The 16,538-nt window shown below is 67.2% G+C and carries 13 protein-coding genes and 1 riboswitch; of the genes, 6 read left to right on the top strand and 7 right to left on the bottom strand.

Annotated elements, in window-relative coordinates:
• Positions 1 to 178: 178 nt before the first annotated feature.
• Positions 179 to 2,026, bottom strand: a complete 1,848-nt coding sequence (locus ACZLIF_RS01340) for a patatin-like phospholipase family protein (RefSeq protein ID WP_164972340.1) — start codon at positions 2,024 to 2,026, stop codon at positions 179 to 181.
• A gap of 141 nt (positions 2,027 to 2,167) precedes the next feature.
• Positions 2,168 to 2,397, top strand: a riboswitch (cobalamin riboswitch).
• A 219-nt stretch (positions 2,398 to 2,616) separates the two neighbouring features.
• Between ACZLIF_RS01340 and metE the strand changes: the two genes are divergently transcribed.
• From metE to pncA, 3 genes are read left to right on the top strand one after another with little or no spacing between them, the layout of a single operon-like run.
• Complete coding sequence (gene metE, locus ACZLIF_RS01335) at positions 2,617 to 4,914, top strand: 5-methyltetrahydropteroyltriglutamate--homocysteine S-methyltransferase (protein WP_128987913.1); 2,298 nt, start codon at positions 2,617 to 2,619, stop codon at positions 4,912 to 4,914.
• Between the two features lie 60 nt (positions 4,915 to 4,974).
• Complete coding sequence (locus ACZLIF_RS01330; RefSeq protein WP_428992936.1) at positions 4,975 to 5,649, top strand: epoxyqueuosine reductase QueH; 675 nt, start codon at positions 4,975 to 4,977, stop codon at positions 5,647 to 5,649.
• Positions 5,650 to 5,704: 55 nt separating this feature from the next.
• Positions 5,705 to 6,331 carry a bifunctional nicotinamidase/pyrazinamidase gene (gene pncA / locus ACZLIF_RS01325; RefSeq protein ID WP_065174191.1) on the top strand — a complete coding sequence of 209 codons (627 nt, stop codon included), beginning with the start codon at positions 5,705 to 5,707 and terminating at the stop codon, positions 6,329 to 6,331.
• A 22-nt stretch (positions 6,332 to 6,353) separates the two neighbouring features.
• Here the strand turns inward: pncA and purU are convergent, their stop codons facing one another.
• Entirely contained in the window at positions 6,354 to 7,205 is an 852-nt protein-coding gene (gene purU / locus ACZLIF_RS01320) for a formyltetrahydrofolate deformylase (protein WP_053518573.1), read from the bottom strand.
• Between the two features lie 113 nt (positions 7,206 to 7,318).
• Here purU and ACZLIF_RS01315 point away from each other — a divergent pair, with 113 nt between their 5' ends.
• Positions 7,319 to 8,230, top strand: a complete 912-nt coding sequence (locus ACZLIF_RS01315) for a LysR family transcriptional regulator (protein ID WP_128987914.1) — start codon at positions 7,319 to 7,321, stop codon at positions 8,228 to 8,230.
• A 3-nt stretch (positions 8,231 to 8,233) separates the two neighbouring features.
• On the opposite strand, the gene ACZLIF_RS01310 is transcribed toward ACZLIF_RS01315, so the two are convergent.
• From ACZLIF_RS01310 to ACZLIF_RS01300, 3 genes are all read right to left on the bottom strand, one after another.
• The gene (locus tag ACZLIF_RS01310) at positions 8,234 to 9,334 is read right to left on the bottom strand and encodes an NADH:flavin oxidoreductase/NADH oxidase (protein ID WP_128987915.1); all 1,101 of its coding nucleotides are present in this window, start codon (positions 9,332 to 9,334) and stop codon (positions 8,234 to 8,236) included.
• Between the two features lie 122 nt (positions 9,335 to 9,456).
• Positions 9,457 to 10,263 (bottom strand): NAD-dependent protein deacetylase, encoded by an 807-nt coding sequence (locus ACZLIF_RS01305; protein ID WP_053518577.1) that lies wholly within the window; start codon positions 10,261 to 10,263, stop codon positions 9,457 to 9,459.
• A gap of 43 nt (positions 10,264 to 10,306) precedes the next feature.
• On the bottom strand, positions 10,307 to 10,708 hold the full coding sequence (locus ACZLIF_RS01300) for an acyl-CoA thioesterase (protein ID WP_053518579.1): 402 nt from the start codon (positions 10,706 to 10,708) through the stop codon (positions 10,307 to 10,309).
• Between the two features lie 91 nt (positions 10,709 to 10,799).
• Between ACZLIF_RS01300 and ACZLIF_RS01295 the strand changes: the two genes are divergently transcribed.
• Positions 10,800 to 11,435 (top strand): LysE family translocator, encoded by a 636-nt coding sequence (locus tag ACZLIF_RS01295; RefSeq protein WP_164972341.1) that lies wholly within the window; start codon positions 10,800 to 10,802, stop codon positions 11,433 to 11,435.
• Positions 11,436 to 11,579: 144 nt separating this feature from the next.
• Here ACZLIF_RS01295 and ACZLIF_RS01290 read toward each other — a convergent pair whose 3' ends face one another.
• Both ACZLIF_RS01290 and ACZLIF_RS01285 read right to left on the bottom strand, forming a co-directional pair.
• A complete protein-coding gene (locus ACZLIF_RS01290; RefSeq protein ID WP_005420683.1) occupies positions 11,580 to 12,599 on the bottom strand; it encodes a ribonucleotide-diphosphate reductase subunit beta in 1,020 nt (339 codons plus the stop codon).
• A 106-nt stretch (positions 12,600 to 12,705) separates the two neighbouring features.
• Positions 12,706 to 15,108, bottom strand: a complete 2,403-nt coding sequence (locus ACZLIF_RS01285; protein ID WP_053518585.1) for a ribonucleoside-diphosphate reductase subunit alpha — start codon at positions 15,106 to 15,108, stop codon at positions 12,706 to 12,708.
• Positions 15,109 to 15,668: 560 nt separating this feature from the next.
• On the opposite strand from ACZLIF_RS01285, the gene ACZLIF_RS01280 reads away from it, so the two are divergent.
• Positions 15,669 to 16,478 (top strand): DUF2884 family protein, encoded by an 810-nt coding sequence (locus tag ACZLIF_RS01280; protein WP_053518587.1) that lies wholly within the window; start codon positions 15,669 to 15,671, stop codon positions 16,476 to 16,478.
• Positions 16,479 to 16,538 lie beyond the last annotated feature (60 nt).

Raw genomic sequence — 16,538 nt, 5'->3', positions numbered from 1 at the left:
CAACCGGACCCACCCCGCCTTCGACAGATCTCCGCAAGCTGTCAGAACGACGCATTGCCCTGGTGGGTGTCGACCTTGGTCGACACGGTTGAATCCTGGCGATGAGCCACCGCAGGGATCAGATCGTGCCGACCAAGGTCGGCACCCGCCGGAACAGTTCAATCGGCTGCGGCAGCGGTCAGTAGATCGGCGTCACCTTCATCTGCGGCAGCGGCCGTGGTGCGCCGTCGGTGAGGTCCGGGCCGAGATCCTCCCAGCTGCGGCCCTGCTCCACCATCAGCCCCCACAACTGCTGTGACGCCAGCCGCTTGTCCTCCGAGCCCAGCTTGTACGACGGCGGCGACGGCACGCCGGCAGCCACCATCGTGTACGCCGCCCGATAGGCCAGCACCTGCTGCGCGGGATCGTCGGTACGCGCCACTTCCAGCGTGTAACGCTGGTAGGCCGAGGCCAGGTTGCGCCAGCGGATCCAGTAGTGATTCTCGAAGGAGAACGCGCAGAAGCGTGCACCGGCCAGGCTGCCCTTGTCGGCGATGCGGGTCAGCACCTCCTGCGGCATGTCCAGGTTCATGCCGCCCTCGTCTCCCTGCAGGGTCACGTGCACGATGCGGTCGCGATAGCCCGGAGCACGCGCCTGCAGCAGGTCGCGCCAGTTCTGCATGGTTGCCACCACCGCGAACAGGAAACGGCCGAGCTCGCCGGCGGCCACCGGTGCGGCGATGGACTGGTAGGTGCGTTGCCAGCCATGACGGTTTTCGCTGGGCAGGAACACCGATCGCTCCAGCGCCTGCCGTGCATTGCCGCCGGAGCTGACCTCCTCCGCATGCTGCGGATAGACCAGGTTGATGGCGAAGGTCGGCCAGCGCGGAAGCGCCGCGTCGAACAGATGGATCGGGAAGTTGCTGCTGATGCCCCCATCGGAGAACCAGCAGATCCGGAAGGCGGTGATCACCGGGCCGCAGGCCTGGCCGGCACTGGTCAGCCCCTCCATGCTGTCGGCCACGTTGTGTTCCGGATCGGAGGCGGTCGCTCCAGGCTCGCAGCGGCGCTCGCGGCGCGAGGGCTCATGCAGCGGCACTGCGCTGATCAGCAACGGGAAACTCAGGCTCATCCGCGTTGCCACCAGTACCGGCAGCTGCGGCCCCTGCGGCAGGCGGTAATAGAGTCGTCCATCCACGCCCAGCGGCGGACCCGCATGGTTGACCAGCCACTGCACCACGCTGGCCGGGAACAGCTGGTCGAACTCTTCGCGCAGGAACCAGAACTGCGCGCCGCCCAGCGGCAGCGTGCGGGGTTCGTTGTGCGATACGCAGGTGGTGATCATCTGCAGGGTGATGGCATGCGGGCTGTCCGGCTCGTCGGCATAGCGCGGCGCATCGTGCAGGTCGGCAAAGGTGAGCGGCACATCGGCCGGCTTGCCTGACAGCTGCTGCAGGCAGCCGTGCAACCATTCCGTCAGCGCCGGCCGGCGCGCGTCGCTGCCGAGGCCGCTGCACAGGCCCAGCAGATTGCGTCGTGCCACCCGCGCGACCCGCAGCGCGGCCCCGGCCACGCCAGCGCCGTAGGCGCACAGCAGGGACGGCAGCAAGGTTGCCGCCACTCCACTCCAGCCGCCGCCCCACGCGCCCAGCGCGAGCAGCAATGCCAGCGACACCAGCACTTCCAGCGGCGCGATCTGGAACACGGCGATGGCCAGGCACAGCAGCTTGCGGGGCCAGCCTGCATTGCCGGTCAGCACCACCAGCAGCCGATAGGCTGCACGCGCGCCGCGCGCCGGCTGGAACAGACCGTAGATGAACCCGCGCCGCGACAGCTGCGCCGACACCGCCGACAATCCACCGTACCCGGCATCGCCGGGCAGCGGCTCGCCCGCCTGCTGGCGGCGATCACCATAGGCCGCCGCCGCCGCCACCGCGGCGGCGATGGCGCCTGCCGAGGTGCCACCGATGCTCTTGAAGCGATACTCGCGCGCCAGCGCCAGTACCGCATTGGGGTACACGATGCCGCTGGTGATGCCACCTTTCATGACCAGATCGCAGTACTTCGCCGCCACACGTCACCTCCCGTCCGTCGGTTGCCAGTATCGCAAGCCGGCCTCTCACTGCCTGAGAAAGGCGCCACATCCCGGTGGTGTGATCCCGGGCCTTGACCATTGCTGCCAACCGGCCTACCTTGTGCACGCCGAAGGTATTCATCTCTTCATGCGAATGAAGGGATGAATTTAAACGGGAATCCGGTGAAGGCGCTTCGCGCGCCCATTCCGGAGCTGCCCCGCAGCGGTGAATGGAAACGAATCCTGCCAATAGCACTGGGCTCGCGCCTGGGAAGCGGCAGGTAGTAGGTGGGCTGCGGCCCGCGTCCAACAGCCCGAATACCGGCCCCGGCCGGGGGACACGACCGTCCCCTGACTCGACCTGGAATCTCCGCGGGGAGGTTGCCGGGGCCGTCGTCGTCCTGCGCCTGCAGGGTGCGCGGCCACGTGCGTCCTTTTCACGGCATCCGGTTCGCCCGCGGGGGCGAAGGTCGCTGGCAAGACGCCCGTGGGCCGGCAACGGCACGCGTCGTCCTGCGGTTCCTTCGTTCCTCAATGCCGATATGCAATGAGGACACGCTGCAATGACCACTGTTACCAACCTGGGCTTTCCCCGCATCGGCGCCAAGCGCGAACTGAAGCGGGCGCTCGAACGCCACTGGGCCGGCGAGGACGACGCCGCCACCCTGCAGGCCACCGCCGCGGCGCTGCGTGCCCGGCACTGGCAGCTGCAGATCGAGGCCGGCGTCGATGTACCGCCGAGCAACGACTTCAGCCTGTACGACCAGGTGCTCGACACCGCATGGCTGTTCGATGCCATTCCCGAACGCTACCGCGAACTGGCCGCGCACGATCCACTGGCCGCCTACTTCGCCACGGCCCGTGGCCTGCAGCGCGATGGCATCGACCTGCGCGCGCTGGAGATGACCAAGTGGTTCGACACCAACTATCACTATCTGGTGCCGGAACTGCACGCGGGCCAGGCCTTCGCCCTGCGCGGTGACAAGCCGCTGGCCGAGTTCAACGAGGCCAGGGCGCTGGGCATCCACACCCGTCCGGTGCTGCTGGGGCCGGTGAGCTTCCTGCTGCTGTCCAAGACCACCGACGGCAGCGCCGCACTGGACCTGCTGGATGCCCTGCTGCCGGCCTATGTGCAGCTGCTCGGCCAGCTGGCCGACGCCGGTGCGGATTGGGTGCAGCTGGATGAGCCGCTGCTGGTGCAGGATCTCGACGCCGATGCGCAGGCAGCCTATGAGCGCGCCTATGCCCGGTTGGCCACGGCACGGCGTCCGAAACTGCTGGTCGCGACCTATTTCGGTGCGCTCGAGGACAACCTGGCGTTGGCCACCGGCCTGCCGGTGGACGGACTGCACGTGGACCTGGTGCGCGCGCCGGAGCAGCTGGACGCCGTGTTGAAGGCGCTGCCGGCCGAGCGCGTGCTGTCGGCCGGCCTGGTCAACGGCCGCAACATCTGGCGCACCCATCTGGACAACGCACTGATCCTGGCCCGGTTTGCCCAGGTGGACCGCGGCGCCGACCGGCTCTGGCTGGCACCGTCCTGTTCCCTGCTGCACACGCCCGTGGATCTTGCGCTGGAAAAGAAGCTTGATGACGAACTGAAGGGCTGGCTGGCGTTCTCCCGGCAGAAGCTTCAGGAACTGCGCCTGCTGGCCGACGCGCTCGATGGCAGGGCGGATGCGGAAGCAGGCCTGGCTGCCAACCGCGCTGCGCTGGAGGGGCGTCGTCGCTCGCCACGCGTACACAACCCGGCCGTGGCCGCACGCCTGGCCGCGCTGACCGTTGCCGATGCGCAGCGGCACACCGCCTACCCGCAGCGCCGCGCAGCGCAGCATGCGGCGCTGCAGCTGCCGCTGCTGCCCACCACCACGATCGGTTCCTTCCCGCAGACGCTGGAGGTGCGCGAGGCACGGGCCCGGCACAAGTCCGGCAAGCTGGGCCTGGCCGAGTACGAGGCCTTCCTGGAACAGCAGACCGCGCATGCGGTACGCGTGCAGGAAGCGCTGGGCCTGGACGTGCTGGTCCACGGCGAGTTCGAGCGCAACGACATGGTCGAGTACTTCGGCGAGCAGCTGGAAGGCTTCGCCTTCACCGGCAACGGCTGGGTGCAGAGCTATGGCTCGCGCTGCGTCAAACCGCCGGTGATCTTCGGCGACGTCAGCCGCCCGCAGCCGATGACGGTGCGCTGGTCCAGTTACGCGCAATCGCTCACCGACAAGCCGATGAAGGGCATGCTGACCGGTCCGGTGACGGTACTGCAGTGGTCGTTCGTGCGCGACGACCAGGAACGCGATGTGACCTGCCGGCAGATCGCGCTGGCCCTGCGGGACGAAGTGCAGGACCTGGAAGCAGCCGGCATCGGCGTGATCCAGGTGGACGAGCCGGCCATCCGCGAGGGGTTGCCGTTGCGCCGTGCTCACTGGCGCGCCTACCTGGACTGGGCGGTGGAATCGTTCCGCATCAGTACCAGCGGCGTGCGCGATGCCACCCAGATCCACACCCACATGTGCTATTCGGAGTTCAACGACATCATCCACTCGGTGGCGGCAATGGACGCGGACGTGATCTCGATCGAGACCTCGCGCTCGCGCATGGAACTGCTGGATGCCTTCGTGAAGTTCAACTATCCCAACGAGATCGGCCCGGGCGTGTATGACATCCACTCCCCGCGCGTGCCGGACAAGGCGGAGATGGTGGACCTGCTGCGCAAGGCGCTGGCCGTGCTGAAGCCGGAGCAGCTGTGGGTCAACCCGGACTGCGGGCTGAAGACCCGCGGATGGCCGGAAACCCGCGCTGCACTGCAGGCACTGGTTGCCGCCGCAGTGGAACTGCGTGCCGAGCACGCTGACGCCCGCGTCGCCTGACCTGTCTCTCCACCCTGATGCACGGGCCGCCGCCGTTGCCGGCGGTCCGTGCGGTACCTGATGATGACCGAGCTCCAACGCCCCACCCTGTCCCTGCCCGCCGACGGCAAGCGCCTGCTGCTGCATTCGTGCTGTGCGCCCTGCTCCGGCGAAGTGATGGAGGCGATCACCGCCTCCGGGATCGACTACGCGATCTTCTTCTACAACCCCAACATCCATCCGGTGAAGGAATACGAGCTTCGCAAGCAGGAGAACATCCGCTTCGCCGAGCAGCATGGCATCCCCTTCATCGACTGCGACTACGACACCGACAACTGGTTCAGCCGCGCGCGCGGCATGGAGAACGAACCCGAGCGCGGCATCCGCTGCACGATGTGCTTTGACATGCGCTTCGAGCGCACGGCGCTGTACGCGCATGAGCACGGCTACGACACCATCAGCTCGTCGCTGGGCATCTCGCGCTGGAAGAACATGGCGCAGATCAATGACTGCGGCATCCGCGCCGCGGCGCGCTACGAGGGCCTGCAGTACTGGGATTACAACTGGCGCAAGGGCGGTGGTGCCAGCCGCATGATCGAGATCAGCAAGCGCGAGCGGTTCTACCAGCAGGAGTACTGTGGCTGCGTGTACTCGCTGCGCGATGCCAACCGGCACCGCCGGGAGACCGGCCGCGAGCGGATCCGGATCGGGCTGCTGTATTACGGCCAGGACAACGAAACGCCGCAGGGCGATTGACGTGTGGCGAGGGGGCGGCCACGCTGGTCGCCTCTTCCGCCGCGCTGGAACGTCCATGCCCACCCTGCCCGCCACTGTCGCCCTGCTGGTGATCGATCTGCAGCCGGACTTCATGCCCGGTGGCGCGCTGGCCTGTGACCGCGGCGATGCGTTGGTCGCGCCGATCGCGCAGCTGCTGGCGCAGCGCCGCTACCGCACCGTAGTGGCCACCCAGGACTGGCATCCCGCGGACCATGCTTCGTTCGCCAGCCAGCACCCCGGCCATCGTCCGTTCGAAACGATCCTGCTGCATGCGCAACCGCAGACCCTGTGGCCGGACCACTGCGTGCAGGGCAGCGCCGGTGCCGCCCTGCATCCGCAGGTGGACTGGAACATGGCCGACCTGATCCTGCGCAAGGGCACCCGCCAGCAGGTGGATTCCTACAGCGCCTTCCGCGAGAACCACGGCCCCGATGGCGGGCGCCCCGCCACCGGCCTGGCCGGCTGGCTGCATGAGCGCGGCATCGACGAGGTGCACGTCTGTGGCCTGGCCCGCGACTACTGCGTGCTGTGGAGCGCGCAGGACGCAGCCACGTCCGGCTTCAGGGTGAAATTCCTCTGGGACCTGACCCGGCCGGTGACCGAGGCCAACGACGGGATGGTGCGCGAAGCACTGGGCACTGCGGGGATTGGGATCCTCTGACGCACGTCCGGCCGGGCAGGTATCAGCGGAACACCACCGTGCGGTGCCCGTTGAGCAGGATGCGGTGCTCCACATGGCGGCGCACGGCACGCGCCAGCACCTGCGATTCGGTATCGCTGCCCAGGCGTACCAGGTCGCGCGGCGTCATCGCATGATCGACCCGGGCCACGTCCTGTTCGATGATCGGACCTTCGTCCAGATCCTCGGTGACATAGTGCGCGGTGGCGCCGATGATCTTGACCCCGCGCGCGTGCGCCTGGTGATAGGGCTGCGCGCCCTTGAAGCTGGGCAGGAAGCTGTGATGGATGTTGATCGCCCGGCCGGCCAGCGCGCGGCACAGGGTGGGTGAAAGAATCTGCATGTAGCGCGCCAGCACCACCAGGTCGATACGCTCGTGTTCGACCAGATCGATGATCTGCTGCTCCTGCACCGCACGCGTATCCGCGTTCACCGGCAGATGGTGGAACGGCACGCCGTAGGACGCAGCCAGCGGTGCGAAATCGGCATGGTTGGACACCACTGCCGCGATATCCACTTTCAGCTGCCCGCTGTGCGCGCGGAACAGCAGGTCATTCAGGCAGTGGCCCTGCTTGCTGACCAGCACCAGCAGGCGCGCACGACGCCGACCGTCCTGCAGCTGCCAGTCCATGCCGAACTCGCGGGCCAGTGCCGCCATGGACGCATGTACCGTGTCCAGGGGCAGGCTGGCGTCGCGGTCGAAATGCACGCGCAGGAAGAAGCGGCCGCTTTCCTCGTCGCCGAACTGCTGGGCGTCGAGAATGTTGCAGCCATGATCGAACAACAGGCCCGACACGCGGTAGACGATGCCGGTACGGTCGGGGCAGGACAGGGTGAGGATGGAATCGGGTCGCATCCTGCAAGTGTAGGGCAGCACCCCGCCCGCGTGATCCATTGTCACCGATGCAACGAACCACTTCGGACAGTTCCAAGTGATCGTGGCGGGCTTTCGTGGCACGCTGGCGGGTCATGAACCTGTTGCAGCTGATCCGCAGCTTCACCCGCACCGCAGACACCGGCAGCATTGCCGCTGCGGCCCGCAGCCTTGGCATCAGCGCCACCGCCGTCGGCCAGAACATCCATCGCCTGGAGGCACACCTGGGCGTGCGCCTGCTGAACCGCAGCACGCGCCAGCTGGCGCTGAGCGAGGCCGGTGCGCTGTACCTGGCGCAGGTGCGCCACATCGAAACCGATCTGGCGCGGGCGCAGGCCCTGGTCACCAGCGGTGACATCGAGCCGGCCGGGCCATTGCGCATCGCCAGCAGCCGCGCGTTCGGCCGCCACGTGCTGGCGCCCCTGCTGCCTTCACTGCAGCAACGCTATCCGCAGCTGCAGCTGGAACTGCGGCTGTCCGACCGGGCCGTGCAGCATGGTCCGGAGGCGGTCGATGCCAGCATCCGCATCGGTGCGCAGCTGGAGGACGGCGTCGTGGCGCGGCCGCTGGCACGCATTCCCTTCGTCTTCTGCGCCTCGCCTGCCTACCTGCAGGCGCATGGCTGGCCACAGGAGCCGTCCGATCTGCGCGGCCATCGGGGTGTGCTGCATCGTTTCCCCACCGATGGGCGGCCTCTGCGCTGGGGCCTGCGCAAGGGCGACCAGCGCGCGGATGCGCCGCTGCCGCCCGGCATGGTGTGCGATGACATCGACGCGCTGGCCGAACTGGCCGCGGCCGGTGCCGGCATCACCCGGCTGGCGGCCTTCGTGGCCGATCCCTTTCTGCGCGATGGCCGGTTGCAGGCGGTGTTCGGCGCGGACAGCGCATGGCGCCCGGAACCGATGGAGGTCTATTTCTGCGTCAGCGACCGCCGCGACTTCACCGCCAGGATCCGTGCGCTGTTCGATCACCTGCAGGCCGGCCTGCCGCCGGCCTGGCGGGCATGACCTTCAGCGCGGGGTGAACACGCCGCGTGCCTCACGCGGCTCGCAGCGCAGGTACTGCGCGGCCGGCACCACACTGTCGCCCAGCGCGGCTGCCGCGTGCCAGGGCCAGCGCGGGTCGTAGAGGATGCCGCGGGCCAGGGCGATGGCATCGGCGTGGCGATGACGCAGGATCGATTCGGCCTGCTCCGGTTCGGTGATCATCCCCACCGCGATGACCGGCATGCGCACCTTGGCCTTGATCGCGGCCGCGAACGGCACCTGGTAGCCCGGCCCGACGCTGATCTTCTGGCGCTCATCCAGGCCGCCGCTGGAGACGTGCAGGAAATCGCAGCCACGCGCGTCCAGCACCTGGGACAGCGCTTCGCTCTGCAGCAGATCCCAGCCACCGTCGACCCAGTCGCTGGCGGAGATGCGCACGCCGACGGCCACCTTGTCGGACACTGCCGCGCGCACGGCATCGAATACCTCTACCAGCAGGCGCAGGCGATTGGGCAGCGAACCCCCGTAGCCATCGATGCGCCGGTTGCTCAGCGGTGACAGGAACTGGTGCAGCAGATAGCCGTGCGCGGCATGCACTTCGATCAGTTCGAAGCCCAGGCGTTCGGCGCGCACCGCGCTGGCGGCGAAGGCAGCAACGATTCCCGCGATGCCCGCCTCATCCAGTTCCTGCGGCGCGGGATCGGCAGCATGGAACGGCAGCGCTGACGGCGCCACCGTGGTCCAGCCACGTGCATCATCGGCCGGCAGCTGGCCACCGCCGTCCCAGGGACGCTGTACCGAGGCCTTGCGGCCGGCATGGCCCAGCTGGATGCCCAGCGGCATCGGCGACCAGCGCCGCACGCTGGCCAGCACGTGTGCCAGCGCAGCTTCGGTACCGTCATCCCACAGGCCGAGGTCGGCCCAGCTGATGCGTCCACGCGGCTCAACCGCCGTCGCTTCCAGGATCAGCAGGCCGGCACCGGATTGCGCCAGGTTGCCCAGATGCATGGCATGCCAATCGCTGGCGCGCCCGTCTTCGGCGGAATACTGGCACATCGGCGCGATGACGATGCGGTTGGACAGGGTCAGGCGGCCGAAGGTGATCGGCGAGAACAGCTGGCTCACGAGGGGTGCAGGGACGGGCAGAGGGGGGTGCGTATTGCACCGCTGCAAGGGCGGCGAATCAACCATGTGGATGGATCGCTGTTTCGCGGTGGCGCTGCATGCTCGCCGGGCATGGCCTGGCGCTACCCGATGACGAACCCGGCCAGCGCTTCAGCGCAATCGCGCTCGTCCTTGAACTGCAGCAGGTCGTCGGCACGGGTGCGGCCACGGTTCACGGCAGCCACCGGCAATCCGGCCTTTGCTGCGGCCTGCACGAAACGGAAGCCGGAATAGACCATCAGCGAGGACCCCACCACCAGCACGGCATCGGCCTGCTGCAGGTGCTCATGCACTGCCGCCACGCGTTCACGCGGCACGTTCTCGCCGAAGAACACCACGTCCGGCTTCAGCAGGCCGCCACAGGACGGACAGTCGGGCACCACGAAGGAGGAAAAATCGGTCTCCAGATCAGCGTCGCCGTCGGGGGCGATGCCGGCCTCGAGCGTGTCCCAGCCGGGATTGGCGTCCAGCAGGCGCTGCTGGAACGCCTGGCGACCGCTGCGGCGCTCGCAGCCCATGCAGCGCACCAGGTCCAGCCGCCCATGCAGGTCGATCACGTTCTGGCTGCCGGCGCGCTGGTGCAGGCCATCCACGTTCTGGGTCAGCAGCAACTGCACCTTGCCTTGCTTCTCCAGCGCGGCCAGCGCCTGGTGGGTGCCGTTGGGCTGGGCCAGGCCGAAGCGCGGCCAGCCCAGCAGGCTGCGTGCCCAGTAGCGCTGGCGGGTGGCGGCCTCGCCCATGAATGCCTGGTAGGTGACCGGCGGCGTGCGTTTCCATTGGCCATCGGTATCCCGGTAATCGGGGATTCCCGAGGCCGTGCTGCAGCCAGCGCCGGTCAGCACGAACAGGCGCTGGGCGCGGTCGATGAAGTCGGTCAGCGGCGGGGTCATGCCGACCAGATGGGGGCAGCACGGCGCCCCCACAAGCGCCGGCTCAGGGCGCCGGCAGCGGCGGTACGGCGATCGGCTGGCCCGCCTCGTCCAGCGCGATCATCACGAAGTGGCCGCGCGTGCAGAGCCGGCGCTCGCCGCTGTGCAGGTCTTCGGCAATCAGTTCCACCTCGACCTTCATCGAGCTGCGGCCGACCTCGACGATGCGGCCGATCGTTTCCACCATCTGGCCGATGCGGATCGGCAGCTTGAAGTCGACCTGGTCGCTGCGCGCGGTGACCACGGTGCGGCGCGAGTAGCGGGCGGCGGCGAGGAAGGCGGCCTTGTCCATCCATGCCAGCGCCTGGCCACCAAACAGCGTGCCCATGTGGTTGGTATGGTTGGGAAAGACGATTTCGGCCATGCGCACTTCGATCGGTGGCACGGTTTCAGGGATCGGGGTCATGGGCAGGGCTTCGGTGTGGGGTGCGGCAATGTTAAGCCAGGCCCCGTACAGGCAGCGCTACACTGCGCCACGCCCACTGCCAGGACTGCCCATGCCCGCGACCTCCGATCTGCTGGCGTTCGCCCTCATCTCGCTGGGCATGGTGCTCACGCCCGGGCCGAACATGATCTACCTGGTCTCGCGCTCGATCTGCCAGGGCCGCCGCGCCGGCCTGGTCTCGCTGGGCGGGGTGGTGCTGGGGTTCGTGTTCTACATGCTGTGCGCGGCGCTGGGCATCACCGCCCTGCTGATGACGGTGCCGTTCGCCTACGACGCGCTGCGCCTCGGGGGGGCGTTGTACCTGCTGTACCTGGCCTGGCAGGCGCTCAAACCCGGTGGCCGCTCGCCGTTCGCGGTGCGCGACCTGCCGCAGGACAGCCCACGCAGATTGTTTGCGATGGGCTTTCTGACCAATCTGCTGAACCCGAAGATCGCGGTGATGTACCTGTCCCTGCTGCCGCAGTTCCTGCATCCGGACGGGCACGGCAGCGTGCTGATGCAGTCGCTGGTCCTGGGTGCTACCCAGATCGTGGTGAGCCTGAGCGTGAACGCGGTGATCGTGGTGCTGGCCGGCAGCATCGCTGCATTTCTCGCCGCGCGCCCCACTTGGCAGGCGGCACAGCGCTGGTTGATGGGCACGGTCCTGGCCGGGCTGGCGGTGCGCATGGCGGTGGAAGGGCGGCGGTAGCGCCGGGCCATGCCCGGCGAGCGCGCAGCGCGGTCGACGCTGCGCGCAGCCGCGGACGGTACCCGCCGGGCATGGCCCGGCGCTACCCACAAAAAACCCCGGCGTTGGCCGGGGTTTTCGCTGCGACAGGCCTGACCGGACGGGTCAGAAGTTCATGTCGAAGGCAACTTCGCCCTGCACGCCGACCTGGTAGGCCGAAACGCGGCGTTCGAAGAAGTTGGTCAGCTCCTGCACGTCCTGCAGTTCCATGAACGGCAGCGGGTTGCGCACGTTGTACTTCTTTTCCATGCCCAGCTTGGCGAAGTGCTGGTCGGCGCAGTGCTGCAGGTACTGGCGCATGTCGCGCGTGGAGATGCCGGCCACGCCGCCGGACAGCACGTCCTCGGCGAACTGCACTTCGCATTCGATCGCTTCGGCCAGCATGTCGTACACCTGCTGCTTCATCTCGTCATCGAACAGGTCCGGCTCTTCCTCGCGGACCACGCGCACCGACTCGAACGCGAACTCCATGTGGGCGCTTTCGTCGCGGAACACCCAGTTGGTGCCCGAGGCCAGGCCCGGCAGCAGGCCGCGCGAACGGAAGTAGTACACGTAGGCGAACGCAGCAAAGAAGAACAGGCCTTCGATGCAGGCGGCGAAGCAGATCTGGTTGAGCAGGAACTGGCGGCGCTGTTCGCGGGTCTCGATGCGGGTCAGGTCCTGGATCGAGTCGATCCACTTGAAGCAGAAATCGGCCTTCTTCTTGATCGAGTCGATGTTCTCCACCGCCGAGAACGCCTTGGCGCGCTCTTCCGGGTCCGGCAGGTAGTTGTCGAGCAGGGTCAGGTAGAACTGCACGTGCAGCGCTTCTTCATACAGCTGGCGCGACAGGTACATGCGCGCTTCCGGCGCATTGAGGTGCTGGTACAGGTTCAGCACCAGGTTGTTGGACACGATCGAATCGCCGGTGGCGAAGAACGCGACAAGGCGATGGATCAGGTGGCGCTCACCCGGCGACATCTTGCTGTGCAGGTCGGTGATGTCGATCTGGAAATTGATCTCTTCCACCGTCCAGGTGTTCTTGATCGCATTCCGGTACATGTCATAGAACTGCGGGTAGCGCATCGGGCGCAACGTCAGTTCAAAACCGGGATCGAGCAGCATCTGCTTGGGCTTGTCGGCCATGGGTGTTTCCTTGTCTTCTCGGGTCAAAACGCCGGGCATGGCCCGGCGCTACCTTGTCATTGCGCAGCCGGGCCGAGCCCGGCTCCATCTACGGCACAGCGCGCGATTACTGGCAGGCCTCGCAGGCTTCCGGGTTCTCCAGCGAGCAGGCGATGGCTTCGTCCGGGCTGAACACCTTGGCCGGGGCCGCGTTGCTGACCGTGGTCTTGGCGATCTTGGTGGCCGGGCGCGAGCGCAGGTAGTAGGTGGTCTTGATGCCCTGCTTCCACGCGTACATGTACATGGACGACATCGCGCCGATGTTCGGGCTTTCCATGAACAGGTTGAGCGAGGCCGACTGGTCGATGAAGGCGCCACGCTCGGCGGCCATGTCGATCAGCGAACGCATCGGCAGTTCCCACGCGGTGCGGTAGACCTCACGCAGGGTTTCCGGAATCTGCGTCAGGCCGGCGATGGAACCTTCGGCCAGCTTGATGGCATCGCGCATGTCGGCGGTCCACAGGCCCAGCTTCTTCAGCTCGTTCACCAGGTAGCGGTTGACCTGCAGGAAGTCACCGGACAGGGTTTCGCGCTTGAACAGGTTGGACACCTGCGGCTCGACGCACTCGTAGCAGCCGGCGATGGAGGCGATGGTCGCGGTCGGGGCGATCGCGATCATCAGCGAGTTGCGCAGGCCGTGCTCCTTGATGCGGGCACGCAGGGCATCCCAGCGCGCGGTGTCTTCCGGCACCACGTTCCAGGCGTCGAACTGCAGTTCGCCACTGGCGGCACGGGTGTCGTTGAACGACGGGTGCTTGCCGCGTTCCTGGGCCAGCTCGGTCGAGGTTTCCAGCGCGTGGAAATAGATCGTCTCGGCGATCTTCTTCGACAGGGCACGGGCTTCGGCGCTGTCGAACGGCAGGCGCTTGCGGAAGAACACGTCCTGCAGGCCCATGCAGCCCAGGCCGACCGGGCGCCAGCGCAGGTTGGCGCGGCGGGCGGTTTCGATCGGGTAGAAGTTCAGGTCGATGACACGGTCGAGCTGGCGCACGGCCAGGCGCACGGTCTCGGCCAGCTTCTCGAAGTCGAACTCGTTGTGCTCGTCGAAGTGGTTGCCCAGGTTGATCGAACCCAGGTTGCACACCGCGGTTTCATCGTTGGAGGTGACCTCCAGGATTTCCGTGCACAGGTTGGACAGGTGGATCACGTTGCCCGGACGCAGGGTCTGGTTGCTGGCGCGGTTGCACTTGTCCTTGAAGGTCATCCAGCCGTTGCCGGTCTCGGCCAGCGTACGCATCATGCGGGCGTACAGCTTGCGGGCAGAGATGGTGCGGTTGGCCTTGCCCTGGGCTTCGGCCTGCAGATAGGCCTGCTCGAAGGCTTCGCCGAACAGATCGGTGAACTCCGGCACGACGCGCGGATCGAACAGCGACCATTCCTGGTCGGCCTCGACGCGCTTCATGAACAGGTCCGGCACCCAGTTGGCCAGGTTCAGGTTGTGGGTACGGCGGGCTTCGTCACCGGTGTTGTCACGCAGCTCGAGGAAATCCTCGATGTCGGCGTGCCAGGTTTCCAGATACACGCAGGCCGCGCCCTTGCGCTTGCCACCCTGGTTCACCGCCGCCACGGACGAGTCCATGGTCTTCAGCCACGGCACGATGCCGTTGGAATGGCCGTTGGTGGACTTGATGAGCGAACCACGCGAACGCACGCGGGTGTAGCTGACGCCGATGCCGCCGGAGAACTTCGACAGCTGGGCGATGTCGCCGTACTTGGAGTAGATCGACTCCAGCGAGTCCTGCGGCGAATCGAGCAGGAAGCACGAGGACAGCTGCTCGTGGGTGGTGCCGGAGTTGAACAGGGTCGGGCTGGACGGCAGGTAGTCCAGGTTGCCCATGCGCTTGTACAGCGCCAGGGTCTCGGACACGTCCTCGCTCAGCGCGCTGGCGATGCGCAGGAAGAACTGCTGCGGGGTCTCGATCACCTTGCGGGTGTGCGGATGGCGCAGCAGGTAGCGGTCGTACAGGGTACGCAGGCCGAAGTAATCGAAGTTCAGGTCCAGCGAGATGTCGATCGCATCGTTGAGCTTGCGCGCGTTGGTCTGCACGAAGTTCAGCAGGCGGTCGTTGATCAGGCCGACTTCATGGCCACGGCTGACCGACTGCGAGAAGGCATAGATTTCCTGGCCCGACACTTCCTTGGCGATGTAGTTGGCCAGCAGGCGCGCGGCCAGACGGCCGTACTCGGGTTCTTCACCGATCAGCAGGGCGGCGGTGCGGATGGACAGCTCGTCCAGCTCGCGGGTGGTGGCGCCGTTGTACAGGCCGGAAATGGTGCGGGTGGCCACGCGCATCGGATCGACGGCGTGCAGGCCTTCGGAGGAACGCTGCACCGCACGCACGATCTTGTTCAGGTCCACCAGTTCGGTCGTGCCATTGCGCTTGGTCACACTCATCGCGTTGGCCGTCGGCGGCGACGTCAACAGGAACTCGCTTTCCTTTTCGATGGTGGCGCTGGTTTCGGTGGTCACGGCGTGTGTCCTCTTGGCGTGATGGGGTGGTTGCAGGTGCATCGGTGGCGCGGCCCAGGACATGACGGTCCAGGATGGCAGCTGGGCGTCGCAGGAGGTGAGACCTGCGCCTGCCGCTGCCGTGACGGTCGCCGACGGGTATCGCGGTGGACGTGGGTGCCGCGTAGCTCCCGCCTCCGCGCCTTCCCCGTTGTCCTTGCGACGTGGGGTCGCTGCGACCGATGGCCACAAGATAGTGGGGGTGGTGGGGTCCGTCAACGCCAAATGTAGTGAAATTCGGCAATCCCTTGCGCCGCAAGGATCGTGCCATCGGCGCCCGGATCAGACGCTTTGGACCTGCCGGAACGGGCCGCGCAGTCAAGACCGGAACGCGTCATTCCGGCAGTACAACGGAGTGCGGAAACAGAACAATGACAGCTTCACATGACAGTAACGGAATGACCAAGGGACAACCCTGTGGATAGAAGGTGGGCAGCCGGTGGACGGCGTGACTTCCGGCCGATGACGGACAGGCCGGAGAGGCGGACGCTGGGCTCTGGCGACTGGAAAAGGAATGTCCAATGGACCTGCGACTGCCTGCCCTGGCAGTGCTGTCGGCGCTGTGCATCATGCCGGCGCAGGCGGCCGACGCGCCGAAGCTGCACGCGGACCAGTGTGGCATCCGCACGGACTATGACGTGCTGGTGGACAGCGGCGGCATCTGGCTGCGACACGGCCCACAGGCGCCGCACGAGGTGGTGTTCCACGATGGTGTGCTGAGCCTGGATGACACGATCGTGCCGGTCAGCGACGCCGATGCCGCCCGCCTGCGCCAGCTGGAGGCCGGCGCGCGCCGGTTGATGCCCGCCGCCACGGCATTGGCGCGCGATGTCAGCCAGCTGAGCTTCGACGCGCTCGATGGCGTCTACGAGAGCCTGACCGGCACCGCCAACAGCCGCAAGGTCAGGCGCCTGCGGCGGCAGGCGGATGACTGGATCGAGGGGACGCTCGGAAAGGGCTACTGGGAACAGGCGACCTTTGGCCCCGGATTCGAGGCGAAGGTGCAGGACATGGCCGAGACGCTGTCCGGCTCGATCGCCCGCAGCGTGCTCTGGCAGGTCTTCACCGGCCGCAGCGACGCCATGGAGGAACGTGCCGAGCGCCTGGATGCCGAGCTGGACCGGCGCCTGGAAGCCGGTGCCCAGCGTGTGGAGGCCAGCGCCATGGCGTTGTGCCCGCTGGTGCGTGCGCTGGCCGATACCCACGATGCGCTGGAAGTGCGTTACCAGGGCCAGCCGCTGCGGCTGCTGGAGCGCAGCGACAACGGCCTGCAGGTGTCGACCGGGCCGGAGGAGCGGCCGCAGGGCAACGCACTGGCGCCCAGCCGGTAACGTCGAGCTGCCGCTGCAGCGCCTGCGCGCGGCTGCCCTTCCGGCAGATCGTGCAGCTCC

It is taken from the genome of Stenotrophomonas sp. 2201_Sma (assembly GCF_056486685.1).
Note: the sequence above shows the minus strand (reverse complement) of the source record. Positions and strands in the feature narration are given on the sequence as shown.

Bases quoted from the DNA above. Each gene is read 5' to 3' on its own strand.
- ACZLIF_RS01340 (WP_164972340.1), bottom strand. From the start codon at position 2,026: ATGAAAGGTGGCATCACCAGCGGCATCGTGTACCCCAATGCGGTACTG.
- metE (WP_128987913.1), top strand. From the start codon at position 2,617: ATGACCACTGTTACCAACCTGGGCTTTCCCCGCATCGGCGCCAAGCGC.
- ACZLIF_RS01330 (WP_428992936.1), top strand. From the start codon at position 4,975: ATGATGACCGAGCTCCAACGCCCCACCCTGTCCCTGCCCGCCGACGGC.
- pncA (WP_065174191.1), top strand. From the start codon at position 5,705: ATGCCCACCCTGCCCGCCACTGTCGCCCTGCTGGTGATCGATCTGCAG.
- purU (WP_053518573.1), bottom strand. From the start codon at position 7,205: ATGCGACCCGATTCCATCCTCACCCTGTCCTGCCCCGACCGTACCGGC.
- ACZLIF_RS01315 (WP_128987914.1), top strand. From the start codon at position 7,319: ATGAACCTGTTGCAGCTGATCCGCAGCTTCACCCGCACCGCAGACACC.
- ACZLIF_RS01305 (WP_053518577.1), bottom strand. From the start codon at position 10,263: ATGACCCCGCCGCTGACCGACTTCATCGACCGCGCCCAGCGCCTGTTC.
- ACZLIF_RS01300 (WP_053518579.1), bottom strand. From the start codon at position 10,708: ATGACCCCGATCCCTGAAACCGTGCCACCGATCGAAGTGCGCATGGCC.
- ACZLIF_RS01295 (WP_164972341.1), top strand. From the start codon at position 10,800: ATGCCCGCGACCTCCGATCTGCTGGCGTTCGCCCTCATCTCGCTGGGC.
- ACZLIF_RS01290 (WP_005420683.1), bottom strand. From the start codon at position 12,599: ATGGCCGACAAGCCCAAGCAGATGCTGCTCGATCCCGGTTTTGAACTG.
- ACZLIF_RS01280 (WP_053518587.1), top strand. From the start codon at position 15,669: ATGGACCTGCGACTGCCTGCCCTGGCAGTGCTGTCGGCGCTGTGCATC.